The sequence below is a fragment of the Flavobacterium sp. HBTb2-11-1 genome (assembly GCF_009826975.1).
GTDB lineage: Bacteria > Bacteroidota > Bacteroidia > Flavobacteriales > Flavobacteriaceae > Flavobacterium.
The window spans coordinates 137,091-157,930 of the sequence record NZ_WUMO01000002.1 but is presented as its reverse complement, the minus strand read 5'-3'; the positions used below and the strand labels follow the sequence as shown (position 1 = coordinate 157,930).

Genomic DNA, 20,840 nt, shown 5'->3' with positions numbered 1-20,840 from the left:
ATTTTTTGCAAAGGTACACTAAAGTTCCCTTAAAATACAAGTAAATTAATATCGTTATCCGGAAGATCGAACCAGTCGCCAATAGCTTTATTTGTTAGGATTCCGTGATATAAATAAATTCCGTTTTTAAGGCCTTTGTTACATCGAATGGCACTTTCAATACCACCATCTTCGGCTATCTGATGTAAATAAGGTGTTAAAATGTTACTGATTGATAATGAAGCAGTTTTAGAATATCTTGAAGGGATATTTGGCACACAATAGTGTAAAACATTATTTTTTATGAATGTTGGTTTTTCATGAGTCGTAACTTCAGATGTTTCAAAACAACCTCCAGTATCAATGCTGACGTCAACAATTACAGCGCCTTTTTTCATGTGTTCAACCATTGTTTCATTAACCACAATCGGACAGCGTTCTTTACCACGCATGGCGCCAATTGCGACATCACAGCGTCTTAAAGCTTTTAATAAACCTTTTTGCTGTATGGTGGAAGTAAAAATTCTTTGATTTAAATTGTTCTGCAGACGACGTAATTTAGTGATCGAATTATCGAAAACTTTTACATTGGCTCCTAATCCAATTGCTGTTTTAGCGGCAAATTCACCAACAGTTCCAGCACCAAGTATTACAACTTCGGTAGGAGGAACGCCAGTTATGTTTCCGAATAAAAGTCCTTTCCCGAATTCGTTTGTAATCATTAATTCGGCAGCAATTAAGATTGAAGCTGTTCCGGCAATTTCGCTTAAAGATTTTACTGCTGGATAAGAACCGTCTTCATCTTTTATATATTCAAAAGCTAAGGCAGTGATTTTCTTTTTTGCTAAAGCTTCGAAGTATTCTTTCTTTTTGGTTTTTAGCTGAATAGCAGAAATAATAACCGTTTCAGGATTAATCATTTCGATTTCAGTTAAAGTTGGCGGTTCTACTTTTAATAGAAACGGACAGCCAAAAACTCTTTTGGTATCTTTTGTAATTTCCGCACCGGCATCTGCGTACTCTTTGTCTGTATAACTCGAACTTTCTCCAGCGCCCGATTCTATCATAACGCGATGCCCTTCATAAGTTAGAGAAGCGACTGCATCAGGCGTAAGACAGATACGACGTTCCTGATAACTTGTTTCTTTAGGAATTCCTATAAAAAGTTCTCTTTTAAAACGACCAACCTCAAGTTTTTCTTCCTGCGGTATTAATTGTTGTTTTGTAAATGGAGTTAACGTGATTGACATGGATAGTGCAAAAAATTAAGAGTACAAATTACGTAAAAAGTTTTAAAATTAGTGTAAAAATTCTGCTAATACTCAAAGCGAAAAGTTAAGAAATACAATATCCCTCAATTAAAAGTACTGATTGAATATTTTTAGACCAATTCTAACTCTCTTTTACTGTCAGAAAGTAATTTAATGTTTATTGTAGAATGTTCTTCTGGAATTAAACTTGCGATTTTTTCAGACCATTCAATAAAACACCAATTTCCAGAATATAGGTAATCATCAACTCCCATATCTAGCGCTTCTGTTTCTTGTTTTATTCTGTAAAAGTCAAAATGATAGACTTTTTTTCCGCTTGGAATTTGATATTCGTTTACTAAAGAAAAAGTAGGGCTACTAGTTGCGTCAGTAATTCCAAGACTTTTGCAAAGCTGTTTGATCAAAGTAGTTTTTCCAACTCCCATTTCTCCATTAAAAAGGATAATTTTATTAGGATTTGAAGCTATAATCTGCTCTGCAACTTCTTGAATTTGATCTAATGAAAAAACGATATTCATTTTTAATTACTTATTTAATTTAGTCTCAGTCGCAGCTTTCAGTATTACTGTGACTGACAACCGCGACTGAAAACTTTTTATTTCGGATTAAATACCAAGAACGGAATAATCATTTCTTCTAACGAAATTCCGCCGTGCTGGTAGGTGTTTTTGTAATAACTCACATAATGATTATAGTTGTTTACGTAAGCCAAAAAGAAATCATTTTTGGCAAAAATAAACGAACTGCTCATGTTTATAGCCGGCAAACCAATAGTTTTAGGCTCTTTTACTACATAAACGTCTTTTTGCTCATATGTTAAGCTGCGTCCAGTTTTGTAACGCAAATTTAGACTTGTATTTTTATCTCCCACAACTTTCGACGGATTTTTTACATTTATTGTTCCGTGGTCAGTTGTTAGAATCAGCTTGAAGCCTAAAAGTTGTGCTTGTTGAATGATTTCTAACAAAGGTGAATTTTTAAACCAGCTTAAAGTCAAAGAACGATATGCTTTGTCATCTGAAGCCAATTCTTTTACGACTTCCATTTCGGTTTTAGCGTGCGAAAGCATATCAACAAAGTTGTAAACTACCGTTACTAAGTCGTTTCCTTTTAAGGCCTTAAAGTTTTCTGCTAGTTTTTTTCCTCCAGCATAATTCGTGATTTTAAAATAATCTTCCTTAATGTTTAAGCCTAAACGTTTCAATTGAGCTGATAAAAATTCTGCTTCGTAAAGGTTTTTTCCGCCATCTTCCACATCATTTTTCCAATATTCAGGAAACTGTTTTTCCATTTCTAAAGGCATTAATCCAGAAAAAATTGCGTTTCGTGCATATTGAGTAGCAGTAGGAAGAATAGAGTAGTACGGAACTTCTTTTTCTAGTTTGTAATAGTTTGAAATAACGCCTTCAAAAGCTTTCCATTGGTCGTAACGTAGATTATCAATTACTACAAAAAGAATCGGTTTGTCTTTCTTTTTTATTTCTGGAACCACTAATTCTTTAAATAAAGTATTGGATTGAATTGGTTTATCTGCTTTTGGAGCAAACCAGTCTTCGTAATTTCTCTCGATATATTTTCCAAATTGAGAATTCGCTTCGACTTTTTGAGATTCTAGAATTTCAATCATCGCTGTATCGTTGATGTCTTCTAATTTTAGTTCCCAAAAAAGCAATTTTTTATACAGTTCAATCCAGTCTTCATATGAATTAACCATTGCCAATTCCATCGAAATTTTTCTGAATTCTTTCTGGTAATCTAAGGTTGTTTTTTCTGTAATTAATCTCGAATCATCGAGATTTTTCTTCAAACTCAATAAAATCTGATTCGGATTTACCGGTTTAATCAGATAATCAGCGATTTTAGAACCAATGGCTTCTTCCATAATGTATTCTTCCTCGCTTTTGGTAATCATAATCATAGGGATGGCCGATTTTTTCTCTTTCATTTCAGAAAGTGTTTCCAATCCACTCATTCCAGGCATGTTTTCATCTAGAAAAACAATATCAAAATTATCTTCTTCAAATAGCGCAATCGCATCGAGTCCGTTATTACAAGTCGTAACTTCGTAATTCTTTTTTTCTAGAAATAATATGTGAGGCTTTAAAAGATCGATTTCATCGTCGACCCAAAGTATTTTTATCTTATCCATAAATCAATTTAATTTTACTGCAATTTAAAGTTATAGAACTTAAAAAGTATTAAAAATAGTATAAAATTATTTAAGATGAAGCATGATTTTATTTTGAAATTTAACATTTTTAAATGTATTTTATTGATAATCATTACAATTTCGATTGTGATTTTTAAATAAAAAACACCAAGCTCTTTATACTTATTTACTTATATTTGTTGACCTAAAAAATGACCACACTGTGACTCAGATCAATAAATTAAAAATATTCAACGATCCTATATATGGCTTCATTACGATTCCGAATGAGCTGGTTTACGACTTAATTCAGCATCCTTATTTTCAACGTTTGCGCCGTATTTCACAGATGGGATTATCATATTTGGTGTATCCAGGAGCCAATCATACCCGTTTTCATCATGCCTTAGGATGTATGCATTTGATGAAGAAGGCCATTGATACGCTTCGTTTTAAAGATGTAGTTATTTCTGAAGAAGAAGAAAATGCGCTTTTAATAGCAATTTTGCTTCATGATATAGGGCATGGGCCATTTTCGCATGCAATGGAAAAAAGCATTGTTGAAGATGTGCATCATGAAGCCATTTCGCTATTGTTTATGAATCAGCTTAACGAAGAATTTGGCGGAAGATTAAGTTTGGCGATTCAGGTATTTAAAGGAGAATATCACAGAAAATTCATGTTGCAATTGATTTCGAGTCAATTGGATATGGATCGAATGGATTATTTAAAACGAGATAGTTTTTATACAGGTGTTGCAGAAGGAAATGTAAATTCTGAACGATTGATTCAGATGATGAACGTAGAAAACGATGTTTTGGTCATTGAAGAAAAAGGAATTTATTCTGTCGAGAAATTTCTGCTTTCCAGAAGATTAATGTACTGGCAGGCTTACTTGCACAAAACAAGCTTGGTGGCAGAATTAATTTTAATGAAAGTTTTAAAAAGAGCAAAAGAACTGACTCTAAAAGGTGTTAAACTACCTTGCAGCGAACCTCTAATGTATTTCATGCAAAATAAAATTACGCTTGAAGATTTTGATGCAGAGAAATTAGACTTGTTTTCACAATTAGATGATTTTGATATTATAAGCGCATTAAAAGCTTGGCAAAGGCACAATGATTTTATACTTTCTACTTTAAGTAAAATGATCATTAACAGAGATTTGCTGAAAATTAAGCTTAGCGCAGAGAAAATTCCGATGGAAGAATCGCAATCTTTAAAAGAGGAGTTTGCAGAAGCGCATCAAATTTCGGCTGTAGATGCGGGGTATTTTATTTTTAGAGGAAAAATTAAAAACCAAGCGTATAGTAAAGAAGCAGAACCTATTCGTATTTTGAAAAAAGATAAAACAATTGAAGATGTTGTTGAAGCTTCTGACCAGCTGAATTTGAAATCGTTATCTAAATTGGTAACAAAATATTATATCTGTTTCCCAAAACAACTTATATAAAATTAACATTTAAATCCTATTTTTTATATTTTTGTCGCGATGAAATTTACAGCAGAACAAATAGCAGGAATTTTAGAAGGAGAAGTTGTTGGGAATCCCAATGCAGAAGTTTCTAAGCTTTCCAAGATCGAAGAAGGTGACGAAGGATCGCTTACTTTTTTGGCTAACCCGAAGTATATCAATTATATATATACTACAAAAGCGACAGTAACAATTGTTAATGATAGCTTTATTCCTGAACAGGAAATTAGTACTACACTTATAAAGGTAGAAGATGCTTATGCAGCGTTTTCTAAACTTTTGCATTTTTATAATCAGGTAAAATTAAACAAAAACGGTATCGAACCTCAGTCGTATATGTCTGAAGGAACTAAATATGGCGAGAATTTATATTTAGGAAGCTTTAGTTATATCGGGCAAAATGTGGTTTTAGGGAATAATGTGAAAATTTACCCAAATAGCTTTATTGGTGATAACGTTGTTATTGGAGATAATGTATTCATTTTTGCTGGTGCAAAGATCTATTCTGAAACTGTAATCGGTAATAATTGCACAGTGCATTCTGGTGTTATTATAGGTGCAGATGGTTTTGGTTTTGCTCCAAACGAAAATGGAGAATACAGTAAAGTACCTCAGATTGGAAATGTTATCATTGAAGATAATGTAGATATTGGTGCTAATACTACAATTGACAGAGCAACTCTTGGTTCTACAATTATTAGAAAAGGAGTTAAATTAGACAATCAAATTCAGATTGCCCATAATGTAGAAATTGGTAAAAATACTGTGATAGCAGCTCAAACTGGTGTGGCAGGTTCTACAAAAATCGGCGAAAACTGTATGATTGGTGGGCAAGTAGGTATTGCAGGTCACTTAACAATAGGAAATAATGTTAGGCTTCAAGCGCAGTCAGGTGTAGCTAGAAACATTAAAGATGATGAAGTTCTGCAGGGGACGCCATCTCTTGGATATACGGATTTTAATAAATCGTACGTTCATTTTAAGAATCTGCCTAAAATTGTGGCTGAAGTTGAAGAATTAAAAAAACAAATAATAAACCCAAAAAATGGAAATAATGGTTAAACAGAAGACCATCAAAAATGAAATTTCGCTAACAGGAGTTGGTTTACACACTGGAAAAGAAGTTACAATGACTTTTAAACCTGCACCCGTTAATAATGGTTTCACTTTTGTAAGAGTAGATTTGCAAGGTCAACCAGTCATTGAGGCTGATGCTAATTATGTTGTTAATACTCAAAGAGGAACAAATCTTGAGAAATTAGGAGTAAAAATTCAAACACCAGAACACGTTTTAGCTGCAGTAGTTGGCTGCGATTTGGATAACATTATTATTGAATTGAATGCCTCTGAACTTCCTATTATGGATGGTTCATCAAAATATTTTGTTGAAGCGATTGAAAAAGCTGGAATTGAAGAACAAGATGCGCAACGTAATGTTTACGTAGTAAAAGAAGTAATCTCTTTTACTGATGAAGCAACAGGAAGCGAGATCCTTGTTATGCCAAGCGATGAATATCAGGTTACAACAATGGTAGATTTTGGTACAAAAGTTTTAGGTACTCAAAATGCTACTCTTAAAAGTTTAGCAGACTTTAAATCTGAAATTGCAAGCTCTAGAACTTTTAGTTTCTTACACGAATTAGAGTCTCTTTTAGAGCACGGACTTATTAAAGGTGGAGATTTAAACAACGCAATTGTTTATGTAGATAAAGAAATCTCTGAGTCTACAATGGAGAATTTAAAGAAAGCATTTGGTAAAGAAGAGATTTCTGTTAAGCCAAATGGAGTTTTGGATAACTTGACTTTACACTATCCAAACGAAGCTGCAAGACACAAATTGCTTGACGTAATTGGAGATTTATCTTTAATTGGAGTTCGTATTCAAGGAAAAATTATTGCTAATAAACCAGGACACTTTGTAAATACTCAATTTGCAAAGAAATTGGCAAAAATTATCAAAATAGAGCAGAGAAATCATGTTCCTACTTATGATTTACATCAAGAACCATTGATGGATATTCATAAAATCATGTCTATGCTGCCTCACAGACCGCCATTCTTGTTGATTGACAGAATTATCGAAATGTCTGATCGTCACGTAGTGGGATTGAAAAATGTTACTATGAACGAGAATTTCTTTGTTGGTCACTTCCCTGAAGCTCCAGTTATGCCAGGTGTATTAATTGTAGAAGCAATGGCACAAACAGGTGGGATATTAGTATTAAGCACTGTTCCAGATCCTGAAAATTATTTGACATATTTCATGAAAATTGATAATGTTAAATTTAAACACAAAGTATTGCCAGGTGATACTTTAATCTTTAAATGTGAGTTAATTTCTCCTATCAGAAGAGGAATTTGTCATATGCAGGCTAACGCTTATGCAAATGGTAAATTAGTAACTGAAGCAGAATTAATGGCACAAATAGCAAGAAAACAATAATAAATTATCAAATTTATTGTTTAGGTTTGTTGCTTCAAATTAGAATATTTTAATTAAAAATATAAAACATACAGATGAATCAACCATTAGCATATGTTCATCCAGGCGCAAAAATCGCTAAAAACGTTGTAATAGAGCCATTTACAACAATCCACAATAATGTTGTTATTGGTGATGGTACTTGGATTGGTTCAAACGTGACGATCATGGAAGGCGCTCGAATTGGAAAAAATTGTAATATTTTTCCGGGGGCTGTAATTTCTGCGGTACCACAAGATTTAAAATTCGGAGGTGAGGATTCTCTTGCCATTATTGGTGATAATTGTACAATTAGAGAATGTGTAACCATAAACAGAGGAACAATTGCTTCTGGTCAGACTGTAATTGGTAACAATTGTTTAGTAATGGCTTACGCGCATATTGCTCACGATTGCGAGATTGGAAACAATGCAATTATTGTAAACGGTGTTGCTTTAGCAGGTCACGTGGTTGTTGGAAATCATGCTGTTATCGGAGGTTTGGCTGCAATTCACCAATTTATCCATATTGGAGATCACGCTATGATTTCTGGTGGGTCTTTGGTTAGAAAAGACGTTCCGCCATACACAAAAGCAGCAAAAGAACCATTATCATATGTTGGTATTAACTCTGTTGGTTTAAGAAGAAGAGGTTTCACAACTGAAAAGATTAGAGAAATTCAGGAGATCTATAGAATTTTATATCAAAAGAATTATAATACAACTCAGGCTTTAAGTATTATTGAAGCTGAAATGGAAGCAACTCCAGAAAGAGATGAAATTCTAGATTTTATTAGAAATTCATCTAGAGGAATTATGAAAGGTTATTCAGGGAACTACTAATTATTTTAGTTCCTATAGCTATCGGACAGATTTCTGAACTTTGAAAAGAATTTGAAATAAATATTAAATAAAAATGAAGATTGATTCTATGTAAAGAATCTGAAATCTACATTCTAAAATCTAAAATAAAAAAACAAAATGGCATCTACATCAGATATTAGAAACGGATTGTGTATTAAATTTAATCACGATATCTATAAAATTATTGAATTTCTTCACGTAAAACCTGGAAAAGGACCAGCTTTCGTAAGAACTAAATTGAAAAGTTTAACTTCTGGAAAAGTATTAGATAATACATTTTCAGCAGGACACAAGATTGACGTTATTCGTGTTGAAACACATACATTCCAGTTTTTATATCCAGAGGGAGATGAATTTCACTTCATGAATGCTGAAACGTTTGAGCAGATTTCTTTGAACAAAAATATTTTGGATGCTCCAGAATTATTAAAAGAAGGTACAAACGTAATGGTTCAAATCAATACAGAAACTGATTTGCCTTTATCGGTAGATATGCCAGCATCTGTTATTCTTGAAGTAACTTACGCTGAACCAGGTGTAAAAGGAAATACTGCAACAAACGCTACTAAAAATGCTACAGTAGAAACAGGAGCGAACATCAATGTTCCTTTGTTTATTAACGAAGGTGATAAAATTAAAATTGATACAGCTACAGGTTCTTATATGGAGCGTGTAAAAGAGTAGTCTTTTTGATTAAGATAAATTTGACAATGAGTCAATTAGATAATAAGTGAATCGACATAATTTTGTATATTCACATTCTAATTGACTCATTTTCTAATTGACAAATTTTCTAATTATACTATATGAAATTTCCAAAGAGTCATTCTTTACAAGAAATTGCCAATTTGCTTAATTGCAAATTTATTGGCGACAAGGACTTTCAAATTTTAGGCATGAACGAGATACACGTTGTGGAGCCTGGAGACATTGTTTTTGTTGACCACCCAAAATACTATGATAAAGCTTTACAATCGGCAGCGACAATTGTTTTAATAAACAAAGAAGTGGAATGTCCAGAAGGTAAAGCCCTTTTAATATCTGACGACCCGTTTAGAGATTTCAATATTCTTACCAAACATTTTAAACCGTTTCAATTTGCTAATGTTGCCATTGCACCTTCTGCAGAAATAGGAGAGGGTACTATAATTCAGCCAAATACATTTGTTGGAAATCATGTGAAAATAGGTAAAAACTGTTTGATACATTCTAATGTTTCTATCTATGATTATACTGTAATCGGCGACAATGTTATTATACATGCTGGTACTATTCTAGGAGCTGATGCTTTTTATTATAAAAAACGTCCTGAAGGTTTTGACCAATTAGTTTCTGGCGGAAGAGTTGTTATTGAAGATAATGTTGGTATTGGTGCTTTATGTACAATCGATAAAGGAGTTACTGGAGATACAACTATCGGTGCAGGTTCTAAATTAGATAATCAAGTACATGTTGGCCATGATACCGTAATTGGAAAAAAATGTCTGATTGCTTCGCAAACTGGTATTGCAGGTTGCGTGATTATAGAAGATGAAGTGACCTTATGGGGTCAAGTTGGTACAACAAGCGGTATAACAATTGGAGCAAAAGCAGTTGTTATGGGGCAAACGGGTGTAACAAAATCAGTTGAGGGAGGAAAATCATATTTTGGAACCCCAATTGAAGAGTCTAGAGAGAAATTGAAACAATTAGCCAATATCAAGAAGATTCCTGAAATTTTAAGTAAATTGAAGTAATATGTCTATTAAAGAATTTGTTCAGAAATTTTATAAGTCAGATGCCCTAATTGATAGCGAAATTTTAAAAACATATCTGCATCCTGATGTAACGCTTGAATGGAACAGCAGTAAAGGTTTTATTCAGATGGATTATGATTCGATAATTGAAATGGCCAATGAGCTTAGTCGTGCCTATGTGCGTTCTAAGGTTAGAATTAGCCATATTATTAGCGAAGATGATTTAGTATCAGTGCGTTACTCTCATTTTGTGAAAACAATTGAGAATCCGAGAGAGGAGATGCTTTTAGCGCATTTTGCAACCATTTGGCAAATAAAAGATGATAAACTTTATAGAGGTTATCAAATGAGTCAATTTTCTTAATATTTTTTTGACAATAAAAGAGTCAAAATACATTACAAAACCTTATTTTTGCAACACAAATTTAAAAACTACATAAAATATATATCATGAGTGTTTTAGTTAATAAAGATTCCAAAATAATTGTTCAGGGATTTACAGGAAGTGAAGGAACTTTCCACGCTTCTCAAATGATTGAGTACGGTACTAATGTTGTTGGAGGTGTAACTCCAGGAAAAGGTGGTACTAGCCATTTAGATCGTCCAGTTTTTAATACAGTAAAAGATGCTGTTGACCAAGCTGGTGCTGATACTTCTATCATTTTTGTTCCGCCAGCTTTTGCTGCTGATGCAATTATGGAAGCTGCTGATGCTGGAATTAAAGTAATTATTGCTATTACAGAAGGAATTCCTGTAGCAGATATGATTAAAGCAAATAATTATGTTAAAGAAAGAAATTCAAGATTAATTGGTCCAAACTGTCCAGGTGTAATTACTCCAGGTGAAGCTAAAGTTGGTATTATGCCAGGTTTCGTTTTCAAAAAAGGAACAGTTGGTATCGTTTCTAAATCTGGAACTTTAACTTACGAAGCTGCTGACCAAGTTGTAAAACAAGGATTAGGAATCACTACAGCTATCGGAATTGGTGGAGATCCAATTATTGGAACTACTACTAAAGAAGCTGTTGAATTATTAATGAACGATCCAGAAACTGAAGCTATCATCATGATTGGTGAAATTGGTGGTCAATTAGAAGCTGATGCTGCAAGATGGGTAAAAGCTGACGGTAACCGTAAACCAGTTATTGGTTTTATCGCTGGAGAAACTGCTCCTGCAGGTAGAACAATGGGTCACGCAGGTGCAATCGTTGGTGGTTCTGATGATACAGCTGCTGCTAAAAAACAAATCATGAGAGAGAACGGAATTCACGTTGTTGATTCACCAGCTGAAATTGGTAAAAAAGTAAAAGAAGTACTTGGATAATTTTCAAGTCTCAAATAACAAATTTTTAAAAAAAAGTCTCAATTTCTTGTTGAGACTTTTTTACATTTTAAAGGCTGAGGCATAAATAAAATAAAACTCAGCATCGATCCCGATAGCTATCGGGATAATATCTCAGAAGCTTAAAAAAGAATTATGTACAAAGAATTAGAAAAATTTAAATCAACAAACAGTTTTACTTTTACTGTAAATGATAGTTTAGAAGAAGCTTGCAACGCGCCAGAAGGAAGCGCTGGAATCTTTATCGTATATGCTGTTGAAGGTGATACAAAAGAACTGATTATGGTTGGTTCTACAGGAACTGTTCAGAATGACGGAACTTTAAAAAGCAAAAATGGCGGACTTTATGATAAAATCGTAAACGGACATCAGTTTGCGAAAACAGGAAGAAAGTATTCTTGGCCAGCTCAAATGAAATTAGAGAATATTTCTGAGCTTGAAGTAGTTTGGTATGAAACTTTTGTGGGTGATGCAAAAGCTATTCCAACTGCTGTTGAAGGTCAGGTTTTGCAAGATTTCTTGGATGAAAATGGTAAATTGCCAAGATGGAATGTAGCTTTTTAAGTTACTTTTAAACATCAGATTATAAAAAACCTTATTAAGTAAATTAGTAAGGTTTTTTTTATGAAGCTATAGGTTTTTATTTTTGGGTTTTATATATTTAAACACCAAAAACTAATAAAATCTATGATAAAAAACTACCTGCTATTACTGGCTTTGTGCTTTTTTTCTTCATCAAAAGCGCAAATAATTACTTTTCCAGATGCCAATTTCAAGGCAAAACTTCTAGAAGCTGATACAAATAATGAAATTGCAAAAGATAATACTAATAAAAACATAAAGATTGATTTAAATGGTGATGGCGAAATTGATCGCTCTGAGGCCTCTAAGGTAAGTTATTTGAACGTTAGTGGATCTAATATTGCATCGTTAACAGGAATTAAAAGTTTTACTATTTTATATGATTTTGACTGCTCAAGTAATACTATTACTGATTTAGATATTAGCAACATGTCTAGTCTTGCAGCGGTAAATTGTAGTGGGAATAAAATTATAACAATAAATCATTCAGGTGCTACTAGTTTACGTGGATTTATGTGTATTGATAATTTACTTACACACTTAGATTTGTCTGATTTTTTGCATCTTACTGAACTACAATGTGACGGGAATAAGTTAACTAATTTAGATAATACGCCAATGCCCGAATTAAGAATATTAGGTTGTTCTTCAAATTTACTTAACAGTTTAGATTTGTCAGGTTTAAATCCTAATGTTTTTGAAAGTTTATCTTGTCAATTAAATAACATTTCAAACCTAGATCTGTCTAGATTTACCAAACTTAAAAGTTTGAATTGTGATATGAATCCACTAACTAGTTTAAAAATCACAGCATATGAATCATTACAAAACTTATCATACAGCGAGACGAAGCTTTCAAATTATGATGTAGCAAAATTCCCAAACTTATTATACTTATCGTGTAACAAGACAGAAACAACGACATTAGATTTAGTGGGCTTAAAAAAAATAACTAAATTATATTGTAGTGAAAATTTTATTGAAAATTTAGATTTAAAAGAAGCTTTAGATTTGAAGATTCTTGATTGCCAGTATAATAAATTGACAAATTTAGATTTGTCAAAATTGGCAAAATTAGAAGAGTTGTTGGTTTCGGCGGATGGTATATCAGCTTTAAATTTTGATGAGCTAGTGAGTTTACAAAGAGTTGAAATTTGGTATACCCCAATAAAATCAATAGATTTAAGTAAGTCGCCTTCTTTAAAAGAATTTCATATTTTTCAAAATCCGGTCTTAGAAACGCTAAATATTAAAAATGGTAGTTTAGAGAACGTGATTACACTTACGGGGAATCCAAAATTAGTAAATATTTGCGCAGATGATGATCAAATAACAACTATTGAAAACACTCTAAAGGAAGATGGTATTACAGATTATAATGTGAATTCATATTGTACGTTTACTCCGGGAGGTGAGAGTTTTTCAATTAAGGGAACAAATCGAAATGACTTGAATAATAATGGTTGCGATGCTTTTGACTTTCCTGCTTCTTTCTTAAAGTTTAAAATTGAGGACGGAACGGAGTCAGGAAATTTAATAAGTAATGGATCGGGTAATTATGATATTAAGGTTTCAGCTGGAAATTATAAAATTACACCAGTTTTTGAGAATCCGAGTTATTTTTCTATTTCGCCATCTGAAATTCAAGTACAATTTCCAGCTGTTTCAAGTCCAATGATGCAAGATTTTTGCATTAAGGCTATAGGAAATCACAACGATTTAGAAATTGCAGTAATACCTATTGATGCTGCGAGACCGGGTTTTGATGCAAAGTATAAATTGGTTTATAAAAATAAAGGAACTACTGTTCAATCAGGAACTTTAAATCTTAGTTTTGACGATTCAATTTTGGATTTTGTTTCTTCAAACTCTGTGGTTTCTAATCAAAGCTCTGGTAAATTAGTTTGGAATTTTTTAAATCTAAAACCATTTGAAAGCAGAGAAATTGATTTAGTTTTAAACGTGAATTCTCCGGTTGAAACTCCAGCAGTAAATAACGGAGATATATTAAAGTATAAAGTTATCATTAATTCTGCAGAAACTGATGAAACACCTGATGATAATGTTTTTGAATTTCCTCAAACCGTTGTGGGTTCTTATGATCCAAATGATAAAACCTGTTTAGAAGGAAAAGTCATTAAACCTGAACTTATTGGTCAATATGTTCACTATCTAATTCGTTTTGAAAATACGGGGACTTATAATGCTGAAAATGTTGTGATTAAAGATATAATTGACACTTCAAAATTTGATGTTTCGACTTTATTTCCTACTAGTTCGAGCCATTCTTACATAACTAAAATTTCAGAAGGAAATAAAGTAGAATTTATCTTCGAAAAAATAAATCTTCCTTTTGATGATGCGAATAATGATGGTTATATCGCTTTTAAAATCAAAACATTGCCCACTTTAGTTGTTGGAGATACTTTTCAGAATGAAGCCAATATTTATTTTGACTATAATTTTCCAATTTTGACAAACAAAGAGACGTCTACTTTTAAAACTTTAGGGAGACAAGATTTTGAGCTTTCATCTTCTTTTAGTGTTTATCCAAATCCTGTTCAAAATTATCTCCAAATAGATTCAAAAGATTTCGTTGAAATAGAGTCAGTCTATGTTTATAATGTTCTGGGGCAATTGATTCAAGTGATTCCGAATGCTGAGAATATTTCAAAAATTGATGTTTCAAAATTTAAATCAGGAAATTACATTCTTCAAGCTAAAACTGCCACTGGAAACCTATCAACGAAGTTTATTAAAATTTAAATGACTTTCTATAGATAGCAAAAAAGAGTCTTACTTACGTAAGGCTCTTTTTTATTGGATTAATTATTTTTTTGTTGTGAGGGATTTATGCAATCTGTTAATTAAAATTTAAATTATAGTAATTTTTAAGTTTAATTAAAAAAGTAGGGTAAATACTGATGAATTTGGAAAAATGAGCAAATTTTAGCGAATTATTGGGTTTTAATCATTTGCTTTTCTATATTTATCACACAAAAACAAAAAATAATGTTAAAATATGGTTCTTTTGTGATAGATAAGGTTTGATAGAATGTAAGGCGCTTGCTTAACTTTTTGTTAAATTATAGTGATTACAGATTCGTTATAATCCTTAAAGAATCAAATTTTAAAAGCAATATTAATCCTTTGCAATTAATCCCTTTTTACGATCGATTTAAATTGATTCGATTTTTTGCGCACCTAAGTATTTTTGTATGAGCCAAATTTTGAAGAACAAGGTTTTAGACGATTTTATTCTATGGAACAATTTGAAAAATGGTAATGAGAAATCATTTTCTTTACTTTTTGAAAAATATTATAGAGACTTAATCAGTTATGGTAATTCACTTTGCCCGTATACTGAAAAAGTGCAAGATTGTATTCAAGATGTTTTTGCTGATATTTGGCTTTATCGAGATTCTCTTCAAGATAATGTTATAGTTAAGGCCTATTTGCTTTCTAGTGTTAGAAAGAGAATTGCGCGTTTGCACGAAAGAGATCATGTGTTTAGAAAAACCACCACAACAGACGTTTTGGAGTTTCTTTTTGATTTTTCTATAGAAAATAGTTTGGTAGAAGATGAAGTAACTGCCGAACGTGTTCTTCTTTTAAATAAATTATTAAACGATTTGCCAGGCCGCCAGAAAGAAGCCTTGTATTTACGCTATCATCAAGGTTTAAGCGTAGATCAGATAGCAGATTTGTTAGATGTAAACTATCAATCAGCTAGCAACCTTTTACACCGTGGTTTGTTAACTCTTCGTAAAGAATGGAAGAGCAGTATTCCGCTTTTAGTCCTTATATCCTCAGGGGTTTTTTAAAAATTTAAGAAAAAATCAAAAAAAAATCTTAAATAAGTGAGTATATAATATAAAAACTGTCCTCTATGTTTTTGTAACCTTAATAGTAAGATGCAAAAACGTAACAATTATATCGAAATAGAAGACTTCTTAGCTGATGAATCTTTTCAACTATGGATTTTATCAAAAGTTGATGAACAAGGCTGGGAAGAATGGACTTTAGAAAATCTTCAGAGAGCCAAGCTTGTCGAAGACGCGAGACTTGTGTTGTTGGCAATGCGAGTTCCAGAGTCTAATCTTTCTTCAAATGAAGTTCATGAAGCCTTGCAGCAAACTTGGCGTAAAATTGAACAGAGAGAAGAACTTTCTCAAGAAACTTCAAAAATTAAGAAGCTAAAAATACAAAGATACTGGATTAGTGGTGTTGCTGCCGCTATTTTGGTTGGTATATTTTCTGTATGGTTTTTTAAAACTAACATAACAACTACTGATAACGTAGTTACTTATAACGAACTTATTCAGGACAATAATGAAGGTTTAGTAGAACAAACCAACAATACTGAAAAATCGCAGATAATTACTTTGTCTGATGGAAGTTCGGTCTTATTACAGCCCAATAGTAAATTAAGTTACCCTAAAATCTTTACCGGAAACGAAAGAAAGGTGTATTTATCCGGCGAAGGTTTCTTTGAAATTAGTAAAAATCCTAAAAAGCCTTTTTTTGTTTACGCTAACGAGATCGTAACTCGTGTTGTTGGTACTAGCTTTAGAATAAAGGCTTATCCAGATCAGCAAAATGTCGAAGTTCTTGTTCGCACCGGTAAAGTTAAGGTAAAATCCAACAATTTAGTTCATAATGTTGAAAACGAGGAAATTGTTCTTCTTCCTAATCAAGCATTGCGTTTTGTTCGTAAAGAATTGCTATTTAACAAAATAACAAATATTACGCAGGATCCGATTTTAGTTAGCAGTGTTGGAAATATAGAGCAATTAAGCTTCGAATTTACAGATATACCTGTAGCGCAAATTCTTGAAACCATTGAACAGGCTTATTTGGTAGATATAGATTTTCCTCACGATAAATTGAAAGATTGCCGATTAACTACTTCATTGAGCGATCAGCCACTGGCGGAAAAGCTAAAAATAATTTGTAAAAGTATTGGTAACGATACTAATTATGAAATGAATGGAAATCAGATTGTAATTACGACTTCTGGCTGTAACTAGAATTCTCAATTCAATTAAAATAAAAAAAAGAAAATCCAAAATTAAACTAATTAAAAAACTAAAAAATAATTTGTAAGTGCCTATGTAAAAAACTAATACATAAAAAAAGTGCCGAGAATGCTGTAACATTATCGACACTTAAATCTGAATAAATTACTCTCTGTAAAGGGTAATTTATGATGTTTCTTAAAATACACTCGAATAGTATTAATCAAAACAAACCAAAATTATGAAAAAACCTGTTGTCAAGCAACGATTACTTCACCAAATCATGAAAATAACGCTGTTTCAGTTTGTGTTAGCGCTTGTGTTTTCGAGCGTTACTCTCGCAAATAATGTAAATGGGCAGAAAAAATTAGATACTAAAGTAACTATTACAGTTGATAACCTAACTTTAGACAATGCTTTATCGAAAATCGAAAAGTCTGCTCATGTAAAATTTTCCTATAACTCAAGACTTCCTCAGCTTGGAGAGAAAGTAAGTATTGAAGCAAACCAAGAAACTCTCTCTAGTATTTTGAGCAGAATATTGGTTCCTTTTAATATTACTTTTTCTGAAGTGAGTAATCAGATTGTACTTCAAAAAAGCGCTGTTTCTTTTTCAAATTCAAATAATCATGATTCTTTGTTTGAAATTTTGGCTTTCGGACCAATCATCAAAGGAAAAGTGACAGATCAAAGCGGATCGCCTCTTCCTGGAGCCACTGTTTTAGCAAAAGGAACAAAAACTGCTGTATTAACAGATTTTGATGGAAATTTCTCTATTGAAATGCCTGCAAACGTAGACCGTTTGGTTATTTCTTATGTTGGTATGGAAACAAAAGAAATCGGAATTAGCAATCCTACACCAACCGTAGTTTTAACAGAAGCAGGACAAAATCTTAAAGAAGTTGTCGTTACAACTGGATATGAAAAAACATCAAAAAGAACATTTACTGGAGCAATCAGTAAAATTTCTGGAGCTGAGTTAAAAGTGGATGGTGTTGTAGATGTTAGTAGAATGATTGAAGGAAAAGCGGCAGGGGTTACAGTACAAAACGTTACAGGAACATTTGGTACAGCACCTAAAATTACAGTTCGTGGATCTTCGTCTATTTTTGGAGATACAAAGCCTTTATGGGTTATTGATGGTGTTGTTCAAGAGGATATCATCAATTTAACATTTGCAGATTTAGCATCTGGTAACTCAGAAACATTATTGAGTTCATCTGTTGCAGGATTAAATGCAAACGATATTCAAAGTATTGAAATTCTTAAAGATGCGTCTGCTACTTCTATTTATGGTTCAAGATCTTTAAATGGAGTAGTAGTTGTTACAACAAAACAAGGTCGTAGAGATTCTCCTCTAAAAGTTACTTACTCAGTTGAAAATACAGTTAGAACGGTACCAAACTACACGCAGTATGATATTTTAAATTCTCAAGAATCTATGAGTATTTTAAAAGAGATGGAACAAAAAGGTTTCCTTGATGTACCGTCTACATTGCAAGGCAGATATGGTGGTGTTTACAATATTTTAAGCAGAGCAATCAATACTTACGTTCCAGAGACGGGAGTATATTTAGTAAATAATGATCCTGTAAGCAGAAATAATTTTTTAAGAAAGTATGAATTGGCTAATACAGATTGGTTTAGTGTTTTATTTAGACCATCTATCACACAAAATCATTCATTAAGCTTTTCTGGTGGAGGAAAAAATAATACTTTCTATGCTTCTTTAGGTTATTATTCAGATCCAGGATGGACGATTGCTGATAATGTGAAACAATTATCATCCAACATTAAAGGAACATTTTTTGTAAACGATAAATTAAACATTACTTTCTCAACTCTAGCATCTGTTCGTGATCAAAATGCTCCAGGTAGTTACGAAAGCCAACAAGATGTTGTTTTTGGTAATGTTACAAGAGATTTTGATATCAATCCATTCAATTATGTTTTGAGTACCAGCAGAACATTAAGACCTTATGATGATAATGGTAATTTGGAATATTACAGAACAAATTGGGCGCCAATGAATATCATCAATGAGTTAGAAAACAATATTTTGGATATTAAAGTAAAAGATATTCGTTTCCAGCTTGATTTAGATTACAAGATCAACAAAAACTTAACATACAACCTTGTAGGTTCTGCACGTTATGCAAATACTTCAAGAGAGCATAAAATTTATGAAAACTCGAATGTAGTGGGAGCTTACAGAGCGGGCACAGAATATGGTGCTGACGGTGTAAACACAACAGTTAGAAACGCAAATATATTCCTGTATAAAGATCCAGATGATTTAACAGCACAGCCAATATCTGTATTGCCAAATGGTGGTTTTTTAAGAAAGTTTACAAACGATATGACGTCTTATAACATTAGAAATAGTGTTACGTATAGAAATACTCTAGCGGAAAAACATGAATTAGAAGGTTTTTTTGGAACAGAATTACGTTCTGTAGATAGAAACAGCGATAATTTTACAGCGGCAGGACTTCAATATGATAGAGGTCTTACAGCGTTCACCGATCCTAGATTGATTGAAAAAATTATAAATGAAGGGAATTCATACTATGGTTTTAATGAAGAAAGAGAGCGAACAGTTGGTTTCTTCGGTAAAGTAGGATATACTTACGATCGTCGTTACACAGGATCTGTAACAGGACGTTATGATGGTTCTAATAGACAAGGAAACAGCGGTTCTTCTAGATGGCTTCCTACTTACACATTTAGTGGTAAATGGAATGTTAAAGAAGAAAATTTTATGAAAGATGTTGATAAAGTAAACACTTTGGCATTGAGAGCTTCTTACGGACTTACTGCAACTGCAGGGCCTGCGACCAATTCATTAGCAATTTACAAAAGCTACATTACAGATCGTTTAGGGCTTTCTGATAGAGAAACTGGAATTAGTATTGATGAATTACAAAATGGAGATTTAACTTGGGAAAAACAGTTTGAAACAAACATTGGGGTTGATTTAGGAATGTTTAACAATAGAGTTCAGTTAACTACAGATGTTTATAGCCGTAAAGCTTTTGATTTAGTAGATTTTGTTGTGACTTCTGGAATTGGAGGTCAAAAAATCAAACAAGGTAACAATGCGAATATGGAAACCAAAGGTCTTGAAATTGGGTTAACTACTCAAAATATTTCTACAAAAGACTTTAAATGGTCAACAACTGTAAATATGTCTGTTTTTAAACAGGAGATTACAAAATTAGAAAATCAGCCAACAGTATTTGATTTAGTCGATGGTAACGGAGGTAATGCTATTGGTCACCCAAGAAATTCAATTTATTCATATCAATTTACAGGTTTAAATAATCAAGGATTACCAACCTTCATCATGAAAGATGGAGAAACTGATAATGTAACTGGCGCTAATTTTCAAGATAATGAAAATGCTACCGATTACTTGAAATATGAAGGCTCTATAGAACCAAATAAATCATTTGGTTTTGCGAATACTTTTACATACAAAAACTGGTCATTATATGTATTTGTTGTGGGATCTGGAGGAAACAAAGTGCGTTTAAATCCAGCATTTAGCAGTCAGTATGATGACTTAACTGTTTTTACAAAAGATTTCACAAATCGTTGGATTAATCCTGGTGATGAAGAATTTACAAATGTTCCAGTTATTGCAGATAAACGTTTGATTACTAATTATGGAGGAACAAATACATTAGGACGCGCTTACAATACTTATAATTATTCTGACGTGAGAATTGCAGACGGAGATTTTGTTAGATTGAAAAACGTATCGCTTAGCTGGGAATTTCCAAGTGATTTCAAAAGAAAGTTAGGAGTGAGTACATTTACATTAAAAGGTTCAGCGGTTAATCCTTGGCTGATTTACTCGGATAAGAGATTAAACGGACAAGATCCTGAATTCCGTAATACAGGAGGTGTCGCATTTCCTATTACGTCACAATACACTTTTGCAATTAACCTTTCATTTTAATT

Annotated in this window: 16 protein-coding genes; 13 read left to right on the top strand and 3 right to left on the bottom strand. The window is 32.6% G+C overall.

Translation table 11 applies throughout. The annotated features are described in order from the left end of the window. Positions 1 to 29: 29 nt before the first annotated feature. The 3 genes from GR162_RS05800 to GR162_RS05790 all read right to left on the bottom strand — a co-directional run bounded on the left by GR162_RS05800 (position 30) and on the right by GR162_RS05790 (position 3,399). Positions 30 to 1,229, bottom strand: coding sequence for an alanine dehydrogenase (locus GR162_RS05800; RefSeq protein WP_008464031.1), 1,200 nt, complete (start codon positions 1,227 to 1,229; stop codon positions 30 to 32). 131 nt (positions 1,230 to 1,360) lie between these two features. Beyond that, the gene (gene tsaE, locus GR162_RS05795) at positions 1,361 to 1,768 is read right to left on the bottom strand and encodes a tRNA (adenosine(37)-N6)-threonylcarbamoyltransferase complex ATPase subunit type 1 TsaE (RefSeq protein WP_160781336.1); all 408 of its coding nucleotides are present in this window, start codon (positions 1,766 to 1,768) and stop codon (positions 1,361 to 1,363) included. Between the two features lie 77 nt (positions 1,769 to 1,845). Then, positions 1,846 to 3,399 carry a bifunctional response regulator/alkaline phosphatase family protein gene (locus tag GR162_RS05790; protein ID WP_008464034.1) on the bottom strand — a complete coding sequence of 518 codons (1,554 nt, stop codon included), beginning with the start codon at positions 3,397 to 3,399 and terminating at the stop codon, positions 1,846 to 1,848. 223 nt (positions 3,400 to 3,622) lie between these two features. Here GR162_RS05790 and GR162_RS05785 point away from each other — a divergent pair, with 223 nt between their 5' ends. The 13 genes from GR162_RS05785 (at position 3,623) to GR162_RS05725 (ending at position 20,838) form a co-directional block, all read left to right on the top strand. Then, the gene (locus GR162_RS05785) at positions 3,623 to 4,852 is read left to right on the top strand and encodes an HD domain-containing protein (RefSeq protein ID WP_008464036.1); all 1,230 of its coding nucleotides are present in this window, start codon (positions 3,623 to 3,625) and stop codon (positions 4,850 to 4,852) included. 39 nt (positions 4,853 to 4,891) lie between these two features. Continuing rightward, positions 4,892 to 5,935: a UDP-3-O-(3-hydroxymyristoyl)glucosamine N-acyltransferase gene (gene lpxD, locus GR162_RS05780; RefSeq protein WP_008464038.1), complete on the top strand. Its 1,044-nt coding sequence runs from the start codon at positions 4,892 to 4,894 to the stop codon at positions 5,933 to 5,935. Beyond that, positions 5,928 to 7,316, top strand: coding sequence for a bifunctional UDP-3-O-[3-hydroxymyristoyl] N-acetylglucosamine deacetylase/3-hydroxyacyl-ACP dehydratase (locus GR162_RS05775; RefSeq protein WP_008464039.1), 1,389 nt, complete (start codon positions 5,928 to 5,930; stop codon positions 7,314 to 7,316). The genes lpxD and GR162_RS05775 overlap by 8 nt, the downstream gene beginning before the upstream one ends. 74 nt (positions 7,317 to 7,390) lie before the next feature. Further along, a complete protein-coding gene (gene lpxA / locus GR162_RS05770) occupies positions 7,391 to 8,176 on the top strand; it encodes an acyl-ACP--UDP-N-acetylglucosamine O-acyltransferase (protein ID WP_008464041.1) in 786 nt (261 codons plus the stop codon). 138 nt (positions 8,177 to 8,314) lie between these two features. Beyond that, positions 8,315 to 8,881, top strand: coding sequence for an elongation factor P (gene efp / locus GR162_RS05765; RefSeq protein ID WP_008464042.1), 567 nt, complete (start codon positions 8,315 to 8,317; stop codon positions 8,879 to 8,881). A gap of 122 nt (positions 8,882 to 9,003) precedes the next feature. Then, the gene (locus tag GR162_RS05760; protein WP_160781335.1) at positions 9,004 to 9,933 is read left to right on the top strand and encodes a UDP-3-O-(3-hydroxymyristoyl)glucosamine N-acyltransferase; all 930 of its coding nucleotides are present in this window, start codon (positions 9,004 to 9,006) and stop codon (positions 9,931 to 9,933) included. Between the two features lies 1 nt (position 9,934). Beyond that, positions 9,935 to 10,297, top strand: coding sequence for a nuclear transport factor 2 family protein (locus GR162_RS05755; RefSeq protein WP_008464044.1), 363 nt, complete (start codon positions 9,935 to 9,937; stop codon positions 10,295 to 10,297). Between the two features lie 86 nt (positions 10,298 to 10,383). Next, positions 10,384 to 11,256 (top strand): succinate--CoA ligase subunit alpha, encoded by an 873-nt coding sequence (sucD, locus tag GR162_RS05750; protein ID WP_008464045.1) that lies wholly within the window; start codon positions 10,384 to 10,386, stop codon positions 11,254 to 11,256. Between the two features lie 153 nt (positions 11,257 to 11,409). Continuing rightward, positions 11,410 to 11,838 carry a hypothetical protein gene (locus GR162_RS05745; RefSeq protein ID WP_160781334.1) on the top strand — a complete coding sequence of 143 codons (429 nt, stop codon included), beginning with the start codon at positions 11,410 to 11,412 and terminating at the stop codon, positions 11,836 to 11,838. Positions 11,839 to 11,961: 123 nt separating this feature from the next. Continuing rightward, the gene (locus tag GR162_RS05740) at positions 11,962 to 14,622 is read left to right on the top strand and encodes a T9SS type A sorting domain-containing protein (RefSeq protein WP_160781333.1); all 2,661 of its coding nucleotides are present in this window, start codon (positions 11,962 to 11,964) and stop codon (positions 14,620 to 14,622) included. 452 nt (positions 14,623 to 15,074) lie between these two features. After that, on the top strand, positions 15,075 to 15,680 hold the full coding sequence (locus GR162_RS05735) for an RNA polymerase sigma factor (RefSeq protein ID WP_160781332.1): 606 nt from the start codon (positions 15,075 to 15,077) through the stop codon (positions 15,678 to 15,680). A gap of 90 nt (positions 15,681 to 15,770) precedes the next feature. Next, the gene (locus GR162_RS05730; protein ID WP_091131814.1) at positions 15,771 to 16,886 is read left to right on the top strand and encodes a FecR family protein; all 1,116 of its coding nucleotides are present in this window, start codon (positions 15,771 to 15,773) and stop codon (positions 16,884 to 16,886) included. 229 nt (positions 16,887 to 17,115) lie between these two features. Then, entirely contained in the window at positions 17,116 to 20,838 is a 3,723-nt protein-coding gene (locus tag GR162_RS05725; protein WP_160781331.1) for a SusC/RagA family TonB-linked outer membrane protein, read from the top strand. The last annotated feature ends 2 nt before the right edge of the window (positions 20,839 to 20,840 follow it).

Coding starts and splice junctions, on each gene's coding strand:
- lpxD (WP_008464038.1), top strand. CDS start 4,892: ATGAAATTTACAGCAGAACAAATAGCAGGAATTTTAGAAGGAGAAGTT.
- GR162_RS05725 (WP_160781331.1), top strand. CDS start 17,116: ATGAAAAAACCTGTTGTCAAGCAACGATTACTTCACCAAATCATGAAA.
- GR162_RS05740 (WP_160781333.1), top strand. CDS start 11,962: ATGATAAAAAACTACCTGCTATTACTGGCTTTGTGCTTTTTTTCTTCA.
- GR162_RS05730 (WP_091131814.1), top strand. CDS start 15,771: ATGCAAAAACGTAACAATTATATCGAAATAGAAGACTTCTTAGCTGAT.
- sucD (WP_008464045.1), top strand. CDS start 10,384: ATGAGTGTTTTAGTTAATAAAGATTCCAAAATAATTGTTCAGGGATTT.
- GR162_RS05790 (WP_008464034.1), bottom strand. CDS start 3,399: ATGGATAAGATAAAAATACTTTGGGTCGACGATGAAATCGATCTTTTA.
- GR162_RS05755 (WP_008464044.1), top strand. CDS start 9,935: ATGTCTATTAAAGAATTTGTTCAGAAATTTTATAAGTCAGATGCCCTA.
- lpxA (WP_008464041.1), top strand. CDS start 7,391: ATGAATCAACCATTAGCATATGTTCATCCAGGCGCAAAAATCGCTAAA.
- GR162_RS05745 (WP_160781334.1), top strand. CDS start 11,410: ATGTACAAAGAATTAGAAAAATTTAAATCAACAAACAGTTTTACTTTT.
- efp (WP_008464042.1), top strand. CDS start 8,315: ATGGCATCTACATCAGATATTAGAAACGGATTGTGTATTAAATTTAAT.
- GR162_RS05735 (WP_160781332.1), top strand. CDS start 15,075: ATGAGCCAAATTTTGAAGAACAAGGTTTTAGACGATTTTATTCTATGG.
- GR162_RS05800 (WP_008464031.1), bottom strand. CDS start 1,229: ATGTCAATCACGTTAACTCCATTTACAAAACAACAATTAATACCGCAG.
- tsaE (WP_160781336.1), bottom strand. CDS start 1,768: ATGAATATCGTTTTTTCATTAGATCAAATTCAAGAAGTTGCAGAGCAG.
- GR162_RS05775 (WP_008464039.1), top strand. CDS start 5,928: ATGGTTAAACAGAAGACCATCAAAAATGAAATTTCGCTAACAGGAGTT.
- GR162_RS05760 (WP_160781335.1), top strand. CDS start 9,004: ATGAAATTTCCAAAGAGTCATTCTTTACAAGAAATTGCCAATTTGCTT.